Raw genomic sequence first — 14,417 nt, 5'->3', positions numbered from 1 at the left:
CATGAATGCCTTGACCCAACCCATCGTTGCCGGACAGCCACTGGCCAAGTCCCAGCATGACCTGCACAACGCCCGCACTTTGCTCGATGCCACCCTGCGTTTCGTTCGCCAGCAGGCCAAAACCACCGAAGACCCTTACGTGATCAGTCGCTTCGGTGATGTGCAAATCCGCATCGAAGTGGCCGCCGCGCTGCTCGAACGCGCCGAGGATTTTCTCGACCGTCATGAGGACAACACCGAAATCGGCATCGCCATTGCTGAATCCCATCTGGCCAGCGCCGAGGCACTCAGCACCGCCAGCAACGCCGAGTTCGAACTCACCGGGCAACGCAGTCCGTTGCCCGGCTCGCTGCATGATCCGCTGCGCTGGAAACTCCACCTCATCGGCAACTTCCGCCTCAACGGCATTCATCCCCCCAGCTTTTCCACCGTCACAGAGGGAGCCGTTTGATGGCCCGTGAAATTCGTCTCAACGCTTTTGACATGAACTGCGTCGGCCACCAGTCGCCGGGTTTGTGGGCGCATCCGCGGGATCGCTCGTGGCAATACAAGGATCTGAAGTACTGGACCGACCTGGCGAAAATTCTTGAGCGCGGTAAGTTCGACGGTCTGTTCATTGCCGATGTGCTGGGCATCTATGACGTCTATAACGGCAACGGTGACGCGGCGATGCGCCAGGCTGCGCAGGTGCCGGTCAATGATCCGCTGCAACTGATCCCGCCGATGGCGCTGGTCACCGAGCATTTGGGTTTTGGCCTGACCGCGTCACTGTCGTTCGAGCATCCGTATCCGTTCGCCCGGCGCCTGTCGACCCTCGATCACCTGACCAAGGGCCGTGCCGGCTGGAACATTGTCACGTCGTACCTGGAGAGCGGCGCCAAGAATCTCGGGCAGAAAGCCCAGACCGAACACGACGCCCGCTACGACTTTGCCGAAGAGTATCTGGAGGTTTGCTACAAGTTGTGGGAGGGCAGCTGGGAAGAGGGCGCCATTTTGCGTGATCGCGAGCGGCGGATTTTCAGCGACCCGCGCAAAATCCACGAGATCCAGCACGTCGGCAAACACTTCCAGGTGCCGGGCATCCACCTTTGCGAACCTTCGCCGCAACGCACGCCAGTGCTGTATCAGGCGGGCGCATCGAGTCGCGGCAAGCAGTTCGCCGCCGAACATGCCGAATGCGTGTTCGTTGCCGCACCGTCGAAAGTGCTGCTGAAGAAAACCGTGGCCGATATCCGCCGGCGTGCGGCAGAGGCCGGGCGCGATCCGTCGAAGATCCTGATCTTCAACCTGCAAACGGTGATCCTCGGCGAGACCGATGCCAAGGCCAAGGCCAAGTTCGAAGAATACAAAACCTGGGTCAGCTATGAAGGCGCCATGGCGTTGATTTCCGGCTGGACCGGCATTGACTTCAGCCAGTTCAAACCGGACGAACCGCTCAAGCATGTGCACACCAACGCCATTCAATCGGCGGTGGAGGCGTTCTCCACGGCTGATCCGAACAAGGTCTGGACGCCCAACGAGCTGGCCGACTGGGTGGGCATCGGCGGTTTTGGTCCACTGTTTGTCGGCAGCCCGGAAACGGTGGCCGATCTGCTTCAGGAGTGGGTCGACGAGACCGATGTCGATGGCTTCAACCTGGCCTATGCACTGACCCACGAAACCTTCATCGATGCCGTGGAATTGCTGGTGCCGGAGTTGCAGAAGCGCGGCGTGTACAAGACCGAGTACGCCCCCGGCACTTTGCGCGAGAAGCTGTTTGGCGAAGGGCCGAAGTTGCCGGAGATTCACCCGGGCGCCGGCTATCGCGACCTCGCGGCGTTGCGGCAGCAGGAGAAAAAAGTGGTGTCTGCCTAGAAGACTTCAGCACAACACACAAACCCTGTGGGAGCGGGCTTGCCCGCGATGAGGCCGGCACATTCAACATCAATGTCGGCTGTCAGACAGCTATCGCGGGCAAGCCCGTTCCCACAGGGGACATTGGTGTTTTAGCGATTGCATTAACCCTTCAGCCCAGCGGACCACCGCACGCTTTTGCCCATGAACAGGAGGTCAACCATGAGCGTGCATGAACTCAAGCGTCCGCCGATTGCGGATACCACGGAGTGGCGGGTCAATGTGCCCCAGGCGCTGGAGCAATTGCGGCACTGGGCGCAGGTCCGGCCATTGCAACCGGCGTTGCGCCACAAGCGCCACGGACAATGGTTTGTCTGGCGCTGGATTGATGTATTGCGTGACGTCGAGCGCTTGTCCGACGGCTTGCGTCAGCAAGGATTCGATGAGGATTCGCGACTGGCCGTCAGCGGTGCGTTCGAGCCGAACCTGTTGCTGCTGGCCTTGGCCGCACAGCAGGTAGGCGGGCAATTGCTGGCCGTTGACGACAACCTCGACGCCCCCGCATTGCACAACGTGTTGTGGCGCAGCGCTGCAACCCACGCCTTTGTGCCGGGCCGGCAGACGCAACAGCTCTGGCTCAACCAGGGCCAGTTACTGCTCGATTTCCCGGAGCTGCTCGGCCCGACGGAACCGCCGCAACGCCTGCGCCTCGGCCTCGTCGGCACGCAGTTGTGGAGCGAGGAGGGCACGCAGTGGCAGGACGGCTTGGGCGTGTTGTTCGAACAGTGGCTGACCAGCGGCCAAGCCCTGGCCTTCCCGGAAAGCCCCGGCAGCGCCAGTCGTGATCGGCGTGAAGTCGCGCCGTCGGGCCTGCTGCTTTCCGCCGAACGCCTGCAAGTCCTGGCTAACGAAATCGACAGCCGTCTCGCTCCGCTTGGCACTTGGCGCCGACGCCTCTGCGACTGGGCCATCGCCCATCCGGAAAAAGCCCTGCAACGGCTGATCAAAAACCGCGTTCGCCGACTGCTGGGTTTCCACAACCTGCACTTCATCTGGCAAGCCACGCGCACAGCGCAAGCGCAACCCGAGCCGGTGTGGCTCGCTGAGTTCAAACGGGACATCGCATGACCTCGACCGATTCCATTCTGCAAGTCAGTGGTATTTCCCTGTCCTTCAAAGGCGTGAAAGCCATCAACGAACTGTCGTTCGACGTTCGACGGGGCGAGATCTGCGCGCTGATCGGCCCCAACGGCGCGGGCAAGAGTTCGTTGCTCAATGTGCTCAACGGTGTGTACCGCTTCGATGCCGGTTCGATCGTCTTCGAACAACAGCCCTTCAAACGCATCGATCCGCTGAGCGCCGCGCGCCGGGGCATTGGCCGCACGTTCCAGAACAACGCGCTGTTCAAGAAAATGAGCGTGATCGACAACCTGCTCACCGGCCTGTCGCGGCATCTGCGCAGCCACTTCATCGAGCAGGCACTCGGTTTGCCCCGGGCCCGGCGCGAGGCGGAAAGCTTCCGCCAGAAGGCGCAAGGCGTTCTTGAATTCCTCGACCTGCAAGCCGAACGCGATGTGCCGGTGGGCAATCTGTCCTACGGCCTGCAAAAGCGCGTGGAACTTGGCCGTGCCTTGATTGCCGGGCCGAGCCTGTTGCTGCTCGACGAGCCGATGGCCGGAATGAACGCCGAGGAAAAACAGGAAATGGCCCGGTTCATCGCCGACATCAACCGCGACCTCGGCACCACCGTGGTGTTGATCGAACATGACATGGGCGTGGTGATGGGCCTGTCCGACCACGTGGTGGTGCTCGATTACGGGCGCAAGGTCGGCGACGGTACGCCTGCCGAGGTGCAGGCCAATCCCGAGGTGATCGCGGCGTATCTGGGAGTGGTGCACTGATGACGTTCTTCTTCGAAACCCTGCTCGGCGGCCTGCTCGCCGGCACCATGTATTCGCTGGTCGCCATCGGCTTCGTGCTGATCTACAAGGCCAGCGGCGTGTTCAATTTCGCCCAGGGCGCGATGCTGCTGTTCGCCGCGCTGACCTTTGTCAGCCTGCATGATCAAGGCGTGCCGTTTGCCCTGGCGCTGTTGCTGACGGTGCTGGTGATGATCATCGGCGCGTTGCTGATCGAACGGCTGGTGTTGCGACCCTTGGTCAATCGCTCGCAGATCACCCTGTTCATGGCCACCCTTGGGCTGTCATTCATTATCGAAGGCTTGGCTCAAGGGTTGATGGGCTCGCAAGTGCGGGCGCTGGACCTGGGCATCGACGATGTGCCGCTGTTCATCGGCGGGATGATGGTCAGCCAGTTCGACCTGATCGCTGCGGCGGCGGCCGTTGTGCTGGTGACGGTGCTGGCGCTGCTGTTCAACAAGACCCGCATCGGTATTTCCTTACGGGCGGTGGCGGATGACACCACCGCCGCGCTGTCGATCGGCATCAACCTCAACCGCATCTGGCAGATCGTCTGGGCGGTGGCGGGTGTCGTCGGGTTGGTGGCCGGGTTGCTCTGGGGCGCGCGGCAAGGGGTGCAATTTTCCCTGTCGCTGGTGGTACTCAAGGCGTTGCCGGTGTTGATCATCGGCGGCTTCACTTCGATTGGCGGGGCGATTGTCGGCGGGTTGATCGTCGGTGCTGCCGAGAACCTTGCCGAGGTTTACATCGGCCCGCTGATTGGCGGCGGCATCACGCCGTGGTTCGCCTATGTCCTGGCCTTGGCCTTCCTGTACATCCGTCCCGCCGGCCTGTTCGGCGAGCGCGCCATCGAGCGAGTCTGAGCCCATGTCGATTTCCCTTGTTCGCGAAACCGCGCCGGCAGTGTTGCTCCAGCGTCGCGTGCCGTTCGGCCTGTTGGGCCTGCTGTTGATCGCTTTTGTCGTCGTGCCGCTGACCGGCAATGACTATTGGCTGAACGCCATTTTGATTCCATTCCTGGTGCTGTCCCTCGCCGGATTGGGCCTCAACCTGCTCACCGGCTACACCGGCCAGACGTCGGTGGGCGCGGCCGGGTTCATGGCGGTCGGTGCGTTTGCCACTTACGGTTTTTTGCTGCGCGTGCCCGAGTTGGGATTGCCGGTGGCGCTGCTCGGCGGAGGCTTGATCAGTGCGCTGGTGGGCTTCGTGTTCGGCCTGCCGAGCTCGCGGATCAAAGGCTTTTACCTGATGGTCACCACGCTGGCGGCGCAGTTCTTCCTTGAGTGGCTGTTCGTCAAGTTTCCCTGGTTCTACAACTACGGCTCGTCCGGGACCATTTCAGCGCCGAAACTGGCGCTGTTCGGCCATGACCTGAACACGCCGCTGGGCCGTTATCTGCTGACCCTGAGCACCGTGTTGCTGTTGACCTGGGTCGCGGTGAACCTGGTGAAAAGCCAGGTCGGGCGCAACTGGATGGCGATCCGCGACATGGACACCGCCGCCGCCGTCATCGGCATTCCAGTGGCACGCTACAAGCACCTGGCGTTTGCCGTCAGTTCGTTCTATCTGGGCATCGCCGGCGCCTTGTGGGCCTTCGCCTATCTGGGCACCGCCAGTGCCAGCAGCTTCGATATCAATCGATCGTTCCAGATCCTGTTCATCATCATTATCGGTGGCATGGGCAGCATCGCCGGCAACTTTGTCGGCGCGGCGTTCATCAGCCTGTTGCCGATCCTGCTCAGTCACGCCGGGCAAGCCTTGCTCGGTGGCGCGGTGGACGCCGGGCAGTTGCAGAACCTGCAAAAAATCATCTTCGGCGTGCTGATCATCCTGTTCCTGATCAAGGAACCTGAAGGCTTGATCCGCCTGCTGGGCAACTTTCGTGAGCGGCTGAGCCACTGGCCGCTGCGCTTCTGAATCCTCCAACTGATTAGAGAGACAACATGCGTGCATCCTTGAAACGTTCGCTGCTTGGCGCCGCGTTGGCGCTGGCAGTTTTCGGCAGTGCAGTACCGTTGGTCCAGGCATCGCCGGACCAGCAGTTTTTCCCGTTGGCCACTTACCGGGTCGGCGCCTATGCCTCCAGCGGTGTGCAGGTGTGGGCGGGAATGATCGACTACCTGAACTACATCAACGAAGTGGAGGGCGGGATCAACGGCGTGAAACTGGTCTGGCAGGAATGCGAGACCGAGTGGACGGCGGAGAAGGGCATCGAGTGCTATGAGCGCTTCAAGAACGGCCTGGATGGCGCGCCGGTCGCGGTCTATCAACCCAACGGCGCACCGGCGGCGTATGCCCTGAGCGAGCGCGCGGAAGTCGACAAGATCCCGCTGATCACCCTCGGTTACGGCCGCACCGAAGCCACCGACGGTACGGTGTTTCCGTACAACTTCCCGGTGATGCTGACCTTCTACAGCGAGGCGTCGAGCCTGATCAACTACATCGCCCAGCGCGAAGGCGGCTTCGACAAACTCAAGGGCAAGAAGATTGCCACGGTCTACCACGACTCGGCGTATGGCCGCGAAACCCTCGGCCCGCTGAAACTGTTGGCGGAGAAATACGGGTTCGAGAACATCCAGATTCCGGTGGCTGATCCGGGCAACGAGCAATCGGCGCAATGGCGGCAGATCCGCCAGGTCAACCCGGACTGGGTATTCCTGCGTACCTGGGGCGTGTCGACGCCGGTGGCGGTGAAGACCGCTGCACGTTTCGGCTTCCCGGTGGACCATATCGTCGGCGACATCTGGGCCAGTTCCAGCGAAGACGTCTTGCCCGCCGGTGCTGCCGCCAAGGGCTATCTGGCGCTGACGCCATACCCGGCCGGCACCGATTTCGAGATTCACCAACGCCTCAAGCAGTACATCCTCGACAAGGGCAAGAGTGACCTCAAGGACCTGAAGAATTTCGGCAGCGTCTACTACAACTCCGGATTGGTGAACGCGGCGGTCGCGGTGGAAGCGATCCGCACCGCCCAGGGCAAATTCGGCAAACGCCCGCTCAACGGCGAAGAGGGGCGCTGGGGGCTGGAGCATTTGAACATCGACGACGCGCGGCTCAAGGACATGGGCTACTTCGGCCTGATGCAAAACCTCAAGTTGTCTTGCAAGGACCATGAAGGCGGCGGTTCGGCGCGGGTCCAGCAGTGGGATGGCGCCAACTGGACGCTGATCAGCGACTGGATCGCCGCTGACCGCGCCTTGCTGCGACCGTTGATCGACGAAAAGTCTGCCGCCTTCGCCAAGGAAAAAGGCCTGACCCCACGCACCTGCACCGCAGAGGAATAAGCCATGAGCCACGCCGTCAGCGACATTGCTGCCAATGATTTGTTGCAGGTCAACGACATCGAGGTGATCTACGACGGTGCGATTCTGGCCGTGGCCGGGGTGTCGCTGACGGTGCCCAAGGGCGGCATCGTCGCGTTGCTCGGTGCCAACGGTGCCGGTAAAAGCACCACGCTCAAGGCGATTTCCGGGCTGGTGCGCGCCGAGCGGGCCGAGGTCAGTCGCGGCAACATCGAATTTCTGGGGCGCGATACCGCAGGCGTCGATCCGAGCCTGCGGGTGCGTCAGGGCATGGTGCATGTGCTGGAAGGGCGGCACGTGTTCGGGCAACTGACGGTGGAGGACAACCTGCGCAGCGGCGGGTTTGTCCGGGGCTTGAGCCGGCAGGACATGGCTCGCGATCTGGAGCGCATCTACGCCTGGTTTCCACGCCTGAAAACCAAGCGCAAGACCCAGGCCGGCCTGACATCCGGTGGCGAGCAGCAAATGGTTGCCATCGGCCGGGCCTTGATGACCCGTCCGACTTTAGTCCTGTTGGACGAACCTTCCATGGGCCTGGCGCCTATTATCGTCCAGGAGATTTTCGAGATCGTCGCCCAGCTCAATCGTGAGGCGCAGGTGAGCTTCCTGATTGCCGAACAAAACATTAATGTGGCGCTCAAGTACGCCGCCACGGCTTATGTGCTCGATACCGGCCGGGTGGTGTTGTCCGGCAGCGCCGATGAGTTGCTGGCCCGGGGCGATCTGCATGATTTCTATCTAGGCAAACATTGATCAGTGAGAACGGCATGAGTGAAACCCAAAGCGGACAGGCGACCGACGCCATCCGTCACGCGGACATCCTGATCGTCGGCGGCGGCCTCAGCGGCGCGATGCTGGCGGCGCAACTTCTGCGCCTGCCGGGCCGGCGCCACGTGCTGGTGATCGAACCGCGCGCCGAACTGGGTCGGGGCGAGGCCTACAGCGCCGTGGAGCTGGGTCATACGCTCAACGGCAACGCGGCGCGCATGAGCGTCGATCCGGACAACGCCGATGACCTGACTCAATGGCTGACCGAATACATTGCCGCGGGCGGCTGGCCGGAGTCGGATGAGCAGCATGTGCCGATCAGCGAACTGTTCCCGCCGAGGGGGATTTTCGGTTTGTACGTGCAACAGCGTCTGGCCGAGGCGCAGGCGGTGGGCGCGGTGCACGGTTCGACGGTCGAGCATGTGCGGGCCGAGGTGGTCGATTTGCAAAGCGATGCGCAATCGGTGCGGATGACCTTGAGCGATGGCCTGCGTTTGCATGGCGAATTTGCCGTGCTGGCCACCGGGATGTTCCCCGCCGCGCGCACGCCGCAGACCGAATCCAGTGGCTTGAACGCAGCGGCGCTTGATCCGTGGGATGTGGCCGCGATGCAGCAACTTGATCCGCAATCGACGGTTTTGATCATCGGCTCCGGGCTGACCATGGTCGATGCCGTGGTCTCGCTGGAACAGGCCGGGCATCGCGGACCGATCGAAGTGTTTTCCCGACATGGCTTGCTGCCCCATGTACGGCGGCAACCGCCGGCCTGGGTGGATTTCCTCGCTGAAGACCACGGCATTCGCACGCCTCGTGAACTGGTACGCGAACTTCGTCGGCATTGCCGCGACGCCATCGCCCAAGGCATTGACTGGCAGGCGCCGCTGGACACGGTGCGGGCGCATATCGGTCGCTTGTGGAATCAGGCCAGCGATGTGCAGCGTCGGCAGTTTGTGCGGCATATTCGGCCATGGTGGGAGAGCCATCACCACCGCTCGCCACCGTTGAGCGCCGAGTTGGTGGAGCGTTTGCACGGGGAAGGGCGGTTGCGCATTCAGGCTGCGTCGTTCAAGGGGCTTGAGCCTTCGGTGAGCGGCGAGGTCAGTATCCGCATTCGACGTCGCGGCGACGCACAAACCACCGTCGTCAGTGGTGCGGCGCTGATCAACTCCAGCGGCATCGAATACGACTGGCGCCGGGTGGCACGACCGCTGCCACAACAATTGCTGGCGCGTGGGCTGATCCGGCCGGGGCCGTTGGCGCTGGGGATCGCCGCCGAGGCGGACGGTGCGGTGCTGGATGCCGACGGTCGGACCGCAATCCGTTTGTTCGCCATGGGCCCGCCGTTGCGCGGGATGTGGTGGGAAAGTACGGCGGTGACGGATGTGGCCAGTCAGGCCAAGGCTTTGGCGGCGCGATTGGCAACACCTCGACCTTCGTAGCAGCTGCCGAGCCTGTGAGGCTGCGTCCGGCTGCGAAGCAGTCGTAGACCTGTCATCGAGTTGTCTGGTTTTACGACCGCTGCGCGCTCGAACGCAGCCTCGCAGGCTCGGCAGCTGCTACGGCGTCAAATGCAAGAAACCCCGCTTTTGGCGGGGTTTCTTGTTTCAAGCAGCCCAAGGCCGTTGATCAATAACGCTGATATTTGGAACCGAACTCAGGGCGGTTTTCCGCGACGTAGAGTTTTTCTTTCTGGCTGTCCTGACGGTCGATGCCGACGGTGTTGACGTTCAGGGTTGCCGGTTGGCTGGATTTGGCAGCGGCAACGATTGGCGTAGTGGCGTGCGGTGCGGCGATGGCGGAAGTTGCACCGAGAACCGAAAGGGCGAATCCAAGACCGATGATGCTTTTCATGATGTTGCTCCAGAGCGTGGTGAGAAGATGGGTCCACTGTAGTGCTGGAGCGCTTTGATGAAAAAACACCCTTGCGCATAGTCGTTATCGAGAATGGTGATGGTATTCAGCGGGGCGGACTGTCGCTGAGCCAGCGTTGTTTGATCTGGTCCAGACGCCCGTCGCGGGTCATCTCGTCCAGCGCCTGCTGCCAGCGCGCGACCTGGCGCTTATCGGTTTGCAGCGAGAAGGCGATGTAGCCGGCTTGCTGCATCAGCGGCATCTGGTAGAGCAACTGGCTGGGCGCCAACCCTTCTTCCCGGGCCATCGTGGCGATGGACAGGGTGTCGGCCACGACGAAGTCGGTTCGGCCCATGCGTGCCAGGCGCATCATCTGCTCGGACGAAGCGACGCCATACAGGTTGGTCAGGCCCTGCGTCTGCAAATAGCTGTAGACCAGCCATTTGCGCGGCACGACGATCCGCGCCAGGCTGCCGGCCTCCAGCAAACTGTGGACAGGTGGCCGACTGCTGTCGGCGGAGTACAGCGCGGTTTCCACATCCAGCAACGGCCCGACCCACTGGTACTGGGCATCGCGTTCGACGGTGCGCAATACGGTAAACACCCCGATGCCCGGTTCGGTGTTGGCCACGCGCAAGGCACGCAACAACGGCAGTTGCTGCAGGTCCACGTGGTCGCCGGTACGTTCGGCCAGCGCTTGCACCACATCCACGCCGAATCCCACCAGTTGGCCACCTTGCTCGAAATGCAGGGGAGGGTGGTTGTCGGTGAGCAGGGTCAGGTTGGCCGCGAGCGTATTCAGACTCAGGAAAAACAGCAGGCAACCGGCGAAGCGCTTCATGAATCGTCCTTGATGAAGTGAGGCGCCGATCTTAGTACGGGCATAGTGCCACTGTCCCGGACTATCTCCGGGGCTTTTGTGTCAGATATCGGGATTTATTGGGGTTGCGAAGTTTAGCGGAACAAGAGGCGGACGCAAAAAACTGTGGGAGCGGGCTTGCTCGCGAAGGCTGCACAGTCAGAATATTCGGTGACTGACACTGCGCTTTCGCGAGCAAGCCCGCTCCCACACTGGAACTGTGTTGTAAGGAAGATCGCGATCAGTAGCGCTGATATTTCGAACCGAACTCGGCGCGGTTTTCGGCGACAATTACACCGCCGCGCACTGCGTTACTCGGGATCGAGGCAACACGCTCACGCAGCTCCTGCAAACGATCGGCGCCGCCTTCAGCAACACGATTCTGGATCAGTCGATCGGAACCGCCTTCAGCGACGCGGTTCTCGATCAGGCGATCAGAGCCACCCTCGGCGACGCGATTTTGCTGCAAACGGTCCGAACCGCCTTCGGCCAGCAAGGCCTGGATCGGGCTTTGCGAGGCAACGCTCGCGGTGTTGGCCGATGCCAGGTTCGACAAGCCAAGACCACCCACCAGGGCGAGGCCGAGTGCCAGGGACGAAACTTTCGAGAAGTTGAACATGGGTAATTCTCCGTGCGCTTAAGTGTGAGTGGTCAGTAGCTGCTGCTATCTGGTGGTCACAGTTAAACGCCGGGGTGTATCGCTGATGTGTGCCTGCAACGCTCGAAATCGGCTTTTGCGTATCCAGCCGGGGTTTCTATACAAACAGATACAAAACCCCGGAAAAACCCTCAGGCCTGCGCGTCGAGCATTTCCACCGGATAGGAGAACACGTAGCCCTCGCTGCGCACGGTCTTGATGTAGGTCGACTCCCGCGAGTCGTCCTTGAGCCGTTGACGCAGGCGGCTGACCAGCAAGTCGATGGAACGGTCGAACAGATCGGCGTCGCGGCCTTGGGTCAGGTTGAGCAATTGGTCGCGGCTCAGTACCCGTTGCGGATGATCGAGAAACACCCGCAACAGTCGATATTCGGCGCCGCTGAGGGCTACCAGCGTGTCGTCTTCGTCCAGCAAGTGACGGGCGGTCGTGTCCAGGCGCCAGCGGCCGAAACCGAGCAGGCGGCCGGTTTCGGTGACCAGCAGGTTGGGCGGCAGCATCCGCGTGCGGCGCAGCACGGCGTTGATCCGCGCCAGCAGTTCGCGGGCGGCGAAGGGTTTGGTCAGGTAGTCGTCGGCGCCCATTTCCAGGCCGAGAATGCGGTCGGTTTCGTCGTTGCGTGCGGTGAGCATCAGGATCGGCGTGGCTTTGTGCTTGCCCGAGCGCAATTCGCGGCATAGCACCAGGCCGTCATCGCCGGGCAGCATGATGTCGAGCACGATCAGGTCGACCTGGTTGGTTTCGAGAAAATTGCGCATGTGCCGGCCGTCGGCGACCATGGTGGTGCGCAAGCCGTTCTTTTTCAGGTAGTTGCCCACCAGTTCGCGAATTTCGCGATCGTCATCGACGATCAGGATGTGATTGACGTGGTCCATGGCTCGATCCTTTTGTTATTCGCGTTTTGCACATTCTAGGGGCCGGCGAGGAATTTTGTTCGTTGGTTTTTTGCCGGGCCTGCCGGCTACCGCGCTGCCACCCGGCAGCGTATGGGTGCCGGTCAGGCCATTCGCCGCTACAATGCGCACCTCGACCGTGACAGCCTGACTAAAAAAATATTATGTACCTGCCCAAACATCACCTGGAATTGCTCAGCCCTGCCCGCGATGTCGCCATCGCCCGCGAGGCCATCCTGCATGGCGCCGACGCCGTGTACCTCGGCGGCCCGAGCTTCGGCGCCCGCCACAACGCCTGCAACGAAGTCAGCGATATCGCCCAATTGGTCGAGTTCGCCCATCGTTACCACGCGCGGGTGTTCACCACCATCAACACCATCCTGCACGACAACGAACTGGAGCCGGCGCGCAAGCTGATCCACGAACTGTACGATGCCGGTGTCGATGCGCTGATCGTCCAGGACCTGGGCGTGATGGAACTGGACATTCCACCGATCGAGCTGCACGCCAGCACCCAGACCGACATCCGCACCCTGGCGCGGGCGAAGTTCCTCGATCAGGCCGGTTTCTCGCAGCTGGTGTTGGCTCGCGAACTGAACCTGCAAGAAATTCGCGCCATCGCCGACGAAACCGACGCGGCGATCGAATTCTTCATCCATGGCGCGCTGTGCGTGGCGTTCTCCGGCCAGTGCAACATTTCCCACGCGCAGACCGGGCGCAGTGCGAACCGTGGCGACTGTTCCCAGGCCTGCCGTTTGCCGTACACCCTCAAGGATGAAAAAGGTGGCGTGATCGCCTACGAAAAACACCTGCTGTCGATGAAGGACAACAACCAGAGCGCCAACATCCGCGCCCTGGTGGAAGCCGGCGTGCGCTCGTTCAAGATCGAAGGCCGCTACAAGGACATGGGCTATGTGAAGAACATCACGGCCTACTACCGCCAGCGCCTCGATGAGGTGCTCGAAGACCGTCCGGACCTGGCCCGTGCGTCCAGCGGCCGCACCGCGCATTTCTTCGTGCCCGACCCGGACAAGACCTTCCACCGTGGCAGCACCGACTATTTCGTCAGCGAACGCAAGATCGACATCGGTGCGTTCGATTCGCCGACGTTCACCGGCCTGCCGGTCGGCGTGGTGGAGAAAGTCGGCAAGCGCGACTTGCTGGTGGTCACCCAAGAGCCGTTGTCGAACGGCGACGGCCTCAATGTGCTGGTCAAGCGCGACGTGGTGGGCTGGCGTACCAACATCGCCGAGCCCAAGGGTGAGTTCGAGGAAGACGGCGAGAAGCGTTATCGCTATCGCGTCGAACCCAACGAGATGCCGGAAGGGCTGCACAAACTGCGGCCCAACCATCCACTGAACCGCAACCTCGACCACAACTGGCAGCAGGCCTTGCAGAAGACCTCCGCCGAGCGTCGTATAGGTCTTTCCTGGGTGGTTCGTTTGCGCGAGGAACGCCTGGAGCTGACCGCCACCAGCGAGGAGGGCGTCAACGCCAGTGTCGCGCTGGAAGGACCGTTCGGTCTGGCCAACAAGCCGGAGCAGGCGCTGGAGCAACTGCGCGACCTGCTCGGTCAACTGGGCACCACCGAATACCACGCCACCGACACCCGGCTGGATGCGCCGCAGGCGTACTTCATTCCCAACTCGCAGCTCAAGGCCTTGCGCCGCGAAGTGATTGAAGCGCTGACTGCAGCCCGCCTGCTGGCTCACCCACGGGGTGGCCGCAAGGCCGAGACCAATCCGCCACCGGTGTATCCAGAGTCGCACCTGTCGTTCCTGGCCAACGTCTACAACCAGAAGGCCCGCGATTTCTATCACCGTCACGGGGTCAAGCTGATCGACGCGGCGTACGAGGCCCACGAGGAACCGGGCGAAGTGCCGGTGATGATCACCAAGCATTGCCTGCGCTTCTCTTTCAACCTGTGCCCGAAACAGGCCAAGGGCGTTACCGGCGTGCGTACCAAGGTTGCGCCCATGCAATTGATCCACGGCGATGAAGTGCTGACGCTGAAGTTCGACTGCAAGCCTTGTGAAATGCACATCATCGGCAAGATGAAAGGCCACATCCTTGGCCTGCCACAACCGGGCAGCGTGCAGCCGGTGGTCGGCTACATCAGCCCCGATGACCTGCTAAAAACCATTCCCCGCGGCCCGCACTGAGGCCACAAAGTCCGGTATTCGGGCACACCGCAAAACCTGTAGGAGCTGCCGCAGGCTGCGATCTTTTGAACTTGCTCTTTGTATAAAAGCAAGATCAAGAGATCGCAGCCTCGTTTCACTCGACAGCTCCTACAGGTAGTTCCCCCATATTCGGGTGGGGGCACCGGACTGGCAG

The 14,417-nt window shown here is 61.8% G+C and carries 14 protein-coding genes; 10 read left to right on the top strand and 4 right to left on the bottom strand.

What is annotated here, in order from left to right; genetic code table 11:
• The first annotated feature begins 1 nt into the window (after window position 1).
• The 9 genes from ACM110_RS27860 to ACM110_RS27820 all read left to right on the top strand — a co-directional run bounded on the left by ACM110_RS27860 (window position 2) and on the right by ACM110_RS27820 (window position 9,261).
• Window positions 2-451 (top strand): acyl-CoA dehydrogenase, encoded by a 450-nt coding sequence (locus ACM110_RS27860; protein ID WP_416130294.1) that lies wholly within the window; start codon window positions 2-4, stop codon window positions 449-451.
• Window positions 451-1,854 carry an LLM class flavin-dependent oxidoreductase gene (locus tag ACM110_RS27855; RefSeq protein WP_416130293.1) on the top strand — a complete coding sequence of 468 codons (1,404 nt, stop codon included), beginning with the start codon at window positions 451-453 and terminating at the stop codon, window positions 1,852-1,854. The genes ACM110_RS27860 and ACM110_RS27855 overlap by 1 nt, the downstream gene beginning before the upstream one ends.
• 201 nt (window positions 1,855-2,055) lie before the next feature.
• Entirely contained in the window at window positions 2,056-2,961 is a 906-nt protein-coding gene (locus ACM110_RS27850; protein WP_416130292.1) for an AMP-binding protein, read from the top strand.
• The gene (locus tag ACM110_RS27845) at window positions 2,958-3,734 is read left to right on the top strand and encodes an ABC transporter ATP-binding protein (protein ID WP_416130291.1); all 777 of its coding nucleotides are present in this window, start codon (window positions 2,958-2,960) and stop codon (window positions 3,732-3,734) included. Before ACM110_RS27850 ends, ACM110_RS27845 begins: the two co-directional genes overlap by 4 nt.
• Entirely contained in the window at window positions 3,734-4,615 is an 882-nt protein-coding gene (locus ACM110_RS27840; RefSeq protein ID WP_338586150.1) for a branched-chain amino acid ABC transporter permease, read from the top strand. The genes ACM110_RS27845 and ACM110_RS27840 overlap by 1 nt, the downstream gene beginning before the upstream one ends.
• A 4-nt stretch (window positions 4,616-4,619) precedes the next feature.
• Window positions 4,620-5,669, top strand: a complete 1,050-nt coding sequence (locus ACM110_RS27835; protein ID WP_416130290.1) for a branched-chain amino acid ABC transporter permease — start codon at window positions 4,620-4,622, stop codon at window positions 5,667-5,669.
• 26 nt (window positions 5,670-5,695) lie between these two features.
• Window positions 5,696-7,036, top strand: a complete 1,341-nt coding sequence (locus tag ACM110_RS27830) for an ABC transporter substrate-binding protein (RefSeq protein WP_416130289.1) — start codon at window positions 5,696-5,698, stop codon at window positions 7,034-7,036.
• A gap of 3 nt (window positions 7,037-7,039) precedes the next feature.
• Entirely contained in the window at window positions 7,040-7,807 is a 768-nt protein-coding gene (locus ACM110_RS27825; RefSeq protein WP_416130288.1) for an ABC transporter ATP-binding protein, read from the top strand.
• Window positions 7,808-7,821: 14 nt separating this feature from the next.
• On the top strand, window positions 7,822-9,261 hold the full coding sequence (locus ACM110_RS27820) for an FAD/NAD(P)-binding protein (RefSeq protein ID WP_416130287.1): 1,440 nt from the start codon (window positions 7,822-7,824) through the stop codon (window positions 9,259-9,261).
• 187 nt (window positions 9,262-9,448) lie between these two features.
• Here the strand turns inward: ACM110_RS27820 and ACM110_RS27815 are convergent, their stop codons facing one another.
• From ACM110_RS27815 to ACM110_RS27800, 4 genes are all read right to left on the bottom strand, one after another.
• On the bottom strand, window positions 9,449-9,673 hold the full coding sequence (locus tag ACM110_RS27815; protein ID WP_416130286.1) for a hypothetical protein: 225 nt from the start codon (window positions 9,671-9,673) through the stop codon (window positions 9,449-9,451).
• A 106-nt stretch (window positions 9,674-9,779) separates the two neighbouring features.
• Window positions 9,780-10,514 carry a substrate-binding periplasmic protein gene (locus tag ACM110_RS27810; protein WP_416130285.1) on the bottom strand — a complete coding sequence of 245 codons (735 nt, stop codon included), beginning with the start codon at window positions 10,512-10,514 and terminating at the stop codon, window positions 9,780-9,782.
• Between the two features lie 259 nt (window positions 10,515-10,773).
• A complete protein-coding gene (locus tag ACM110_RS27805; RefSeq protein WP_416130284.1) occupies window positions 10,774-11,151 on the bottom strand; it encodes a hypothetical protein in 378 nt (125 codons plus the stop codon).
• Between the two features lie 170 nt (window positions 11,152-11,321).
• Window positions 11,322-12,062: a response regulator gene (locus tag ACM110_RS27800; RefSeq protein ID WP_416130283.1), complete on the bottom strand. Its 741-nt coding sequence runs from the start codon at window positions 12,060-12,062 to the stop codon at window positions 11,322-11,324.
• 182 nt (window positions 12,063-12,244) lie between these two features.
• Here ACM110_RS27800 and ACM110_RS27795 point away from each other — a divergent pair, with 182 nt between their 5' ends.
• Window positions 12,245-14,242: a peptidase U32 family protein gene (locus tag ACM110_RS27795; RefSeq protein WP_416130282.1), complete on the top strand. Its 1,998-nt coding sequence runs from the start codon at window positions 12,245-12,247 to the stop codon at window positions 14,240-14,242.
• Window positions 14,243-14,417: the final 175 nt, after the last annotated feature.

The sequence above is a fragment of the Pseudomonas sp. NFX98 genome, from assembly GCF_047784845.1.
Taxonomy (GTDB): Bacteria; Pseudomonadota; Gammaproteobacteria; order Pseudomonadales; family Pseudomonadaceae; genus Aquipseudomonas.
Note: the sequence above shows the minus strand (reverse complement) of the source record. Positions and strands in the feature narration are given on the sequence as shown.

Bases quoted from the DNA above. Each gene is read 5' to 3' on its own strand.
- ACM110_RS27820 (WP_416130287.1), top strand. From the start codon at position 7,822: ATGAGTGAAACCCAAAGCGGACAGGCGACCGACGCCATCCGTCACGCG.
- ACM110_RS27835 (WP_416130290.1), top strand. From the start codon at position 4,620: ATGTCGATTTCCCTTGTTCGCGAAACCGCGCCGGCAGTGTTGCTCCAG.
- ACM110_RS27800 (WP_416130283.1), bottom strand. From the start codon at position 12,062: ATGGACCACGTCAATCACATCCTGATCGTCGATGACGATCGCGAAATT.
- ACM110_RS27840 (WP_338586150.1), top strand. From the start codon at position 3,734: ATGACGTTCTTCTTCGAAACCCTGCTCGGCGGCCTGCTCGCCGGCACC.
- ACM110_RS27845 (WP_416130291.1), top strand. From the start codon at position 2,958: ATGACCTCGACCGATTCCATTCTGCAAGTCAGTGGTATTTCCCTGTCC.
- ACM110_RS27850 (WP_416130292.1), top strand. From the start codon at position 2,056: ATGAGCGTGCATGAACTCAAGCGTCCGCCGATTGCGGATACCACGGAG.
- ACM110_RS27810 (WP_416130285.1), bottom strand. From the start codon at position 10,514: ATGAAGCGCTTCGCCGGTTGCCTGCTGTTTTTCCTGAGTCTGAATACG.
- ACM110_RS27825 (WP_416130288.1), top strand. From the start codon at position 7,040: ATGAGCCACGCCGTCAGCGACATTGCTGCCAATGATTTGTTGCAGGTC.
- ACM110_RS27830 (WP_416130289.1), top strand. From the start codon at position 5,696: ATGCGTGCATCCTTGAAACGTTCGCTGCTTGGCGCCGCGTTGGCGCTG.
- ACM110_RS27805 (WP_416130284.1), bottom strand. From the start codon at position 11,151: ATGTTCAACTTCTCGAAAGTTTCGTCCCTGGCACTCGGCCTCGCCCTG.
- ACM110_RS27855 (WP_416130293.1), top strand. From the start codon at position 451: ATGGCCCGTGAAATTCGTCTCAACGCTTTTGACATGAACTGCGTCGGC.
- ACM110_RS27815 (WP_416130286.1), bottom strand. From the start codon at position 9,673: ATGAAAAGCATCATCGGTCTTGGATTCGCCCTTTCGGTTCTCGGTGCA.
- ACM110_RS27795 (WP_416130282.1), top strand. From the start codon at position 12,245: ATGTACCTGCCCAAACATCACCTGGAATTGCTCAGCCCTGCCCGCGAT.
- ACM110_RS27860 (WP_416130294.1), top strand. From the start codon at position 2: ATGAATGCCTTGACCCAACCCATCGTTGCCGGACAGCCACTGGCCAAG.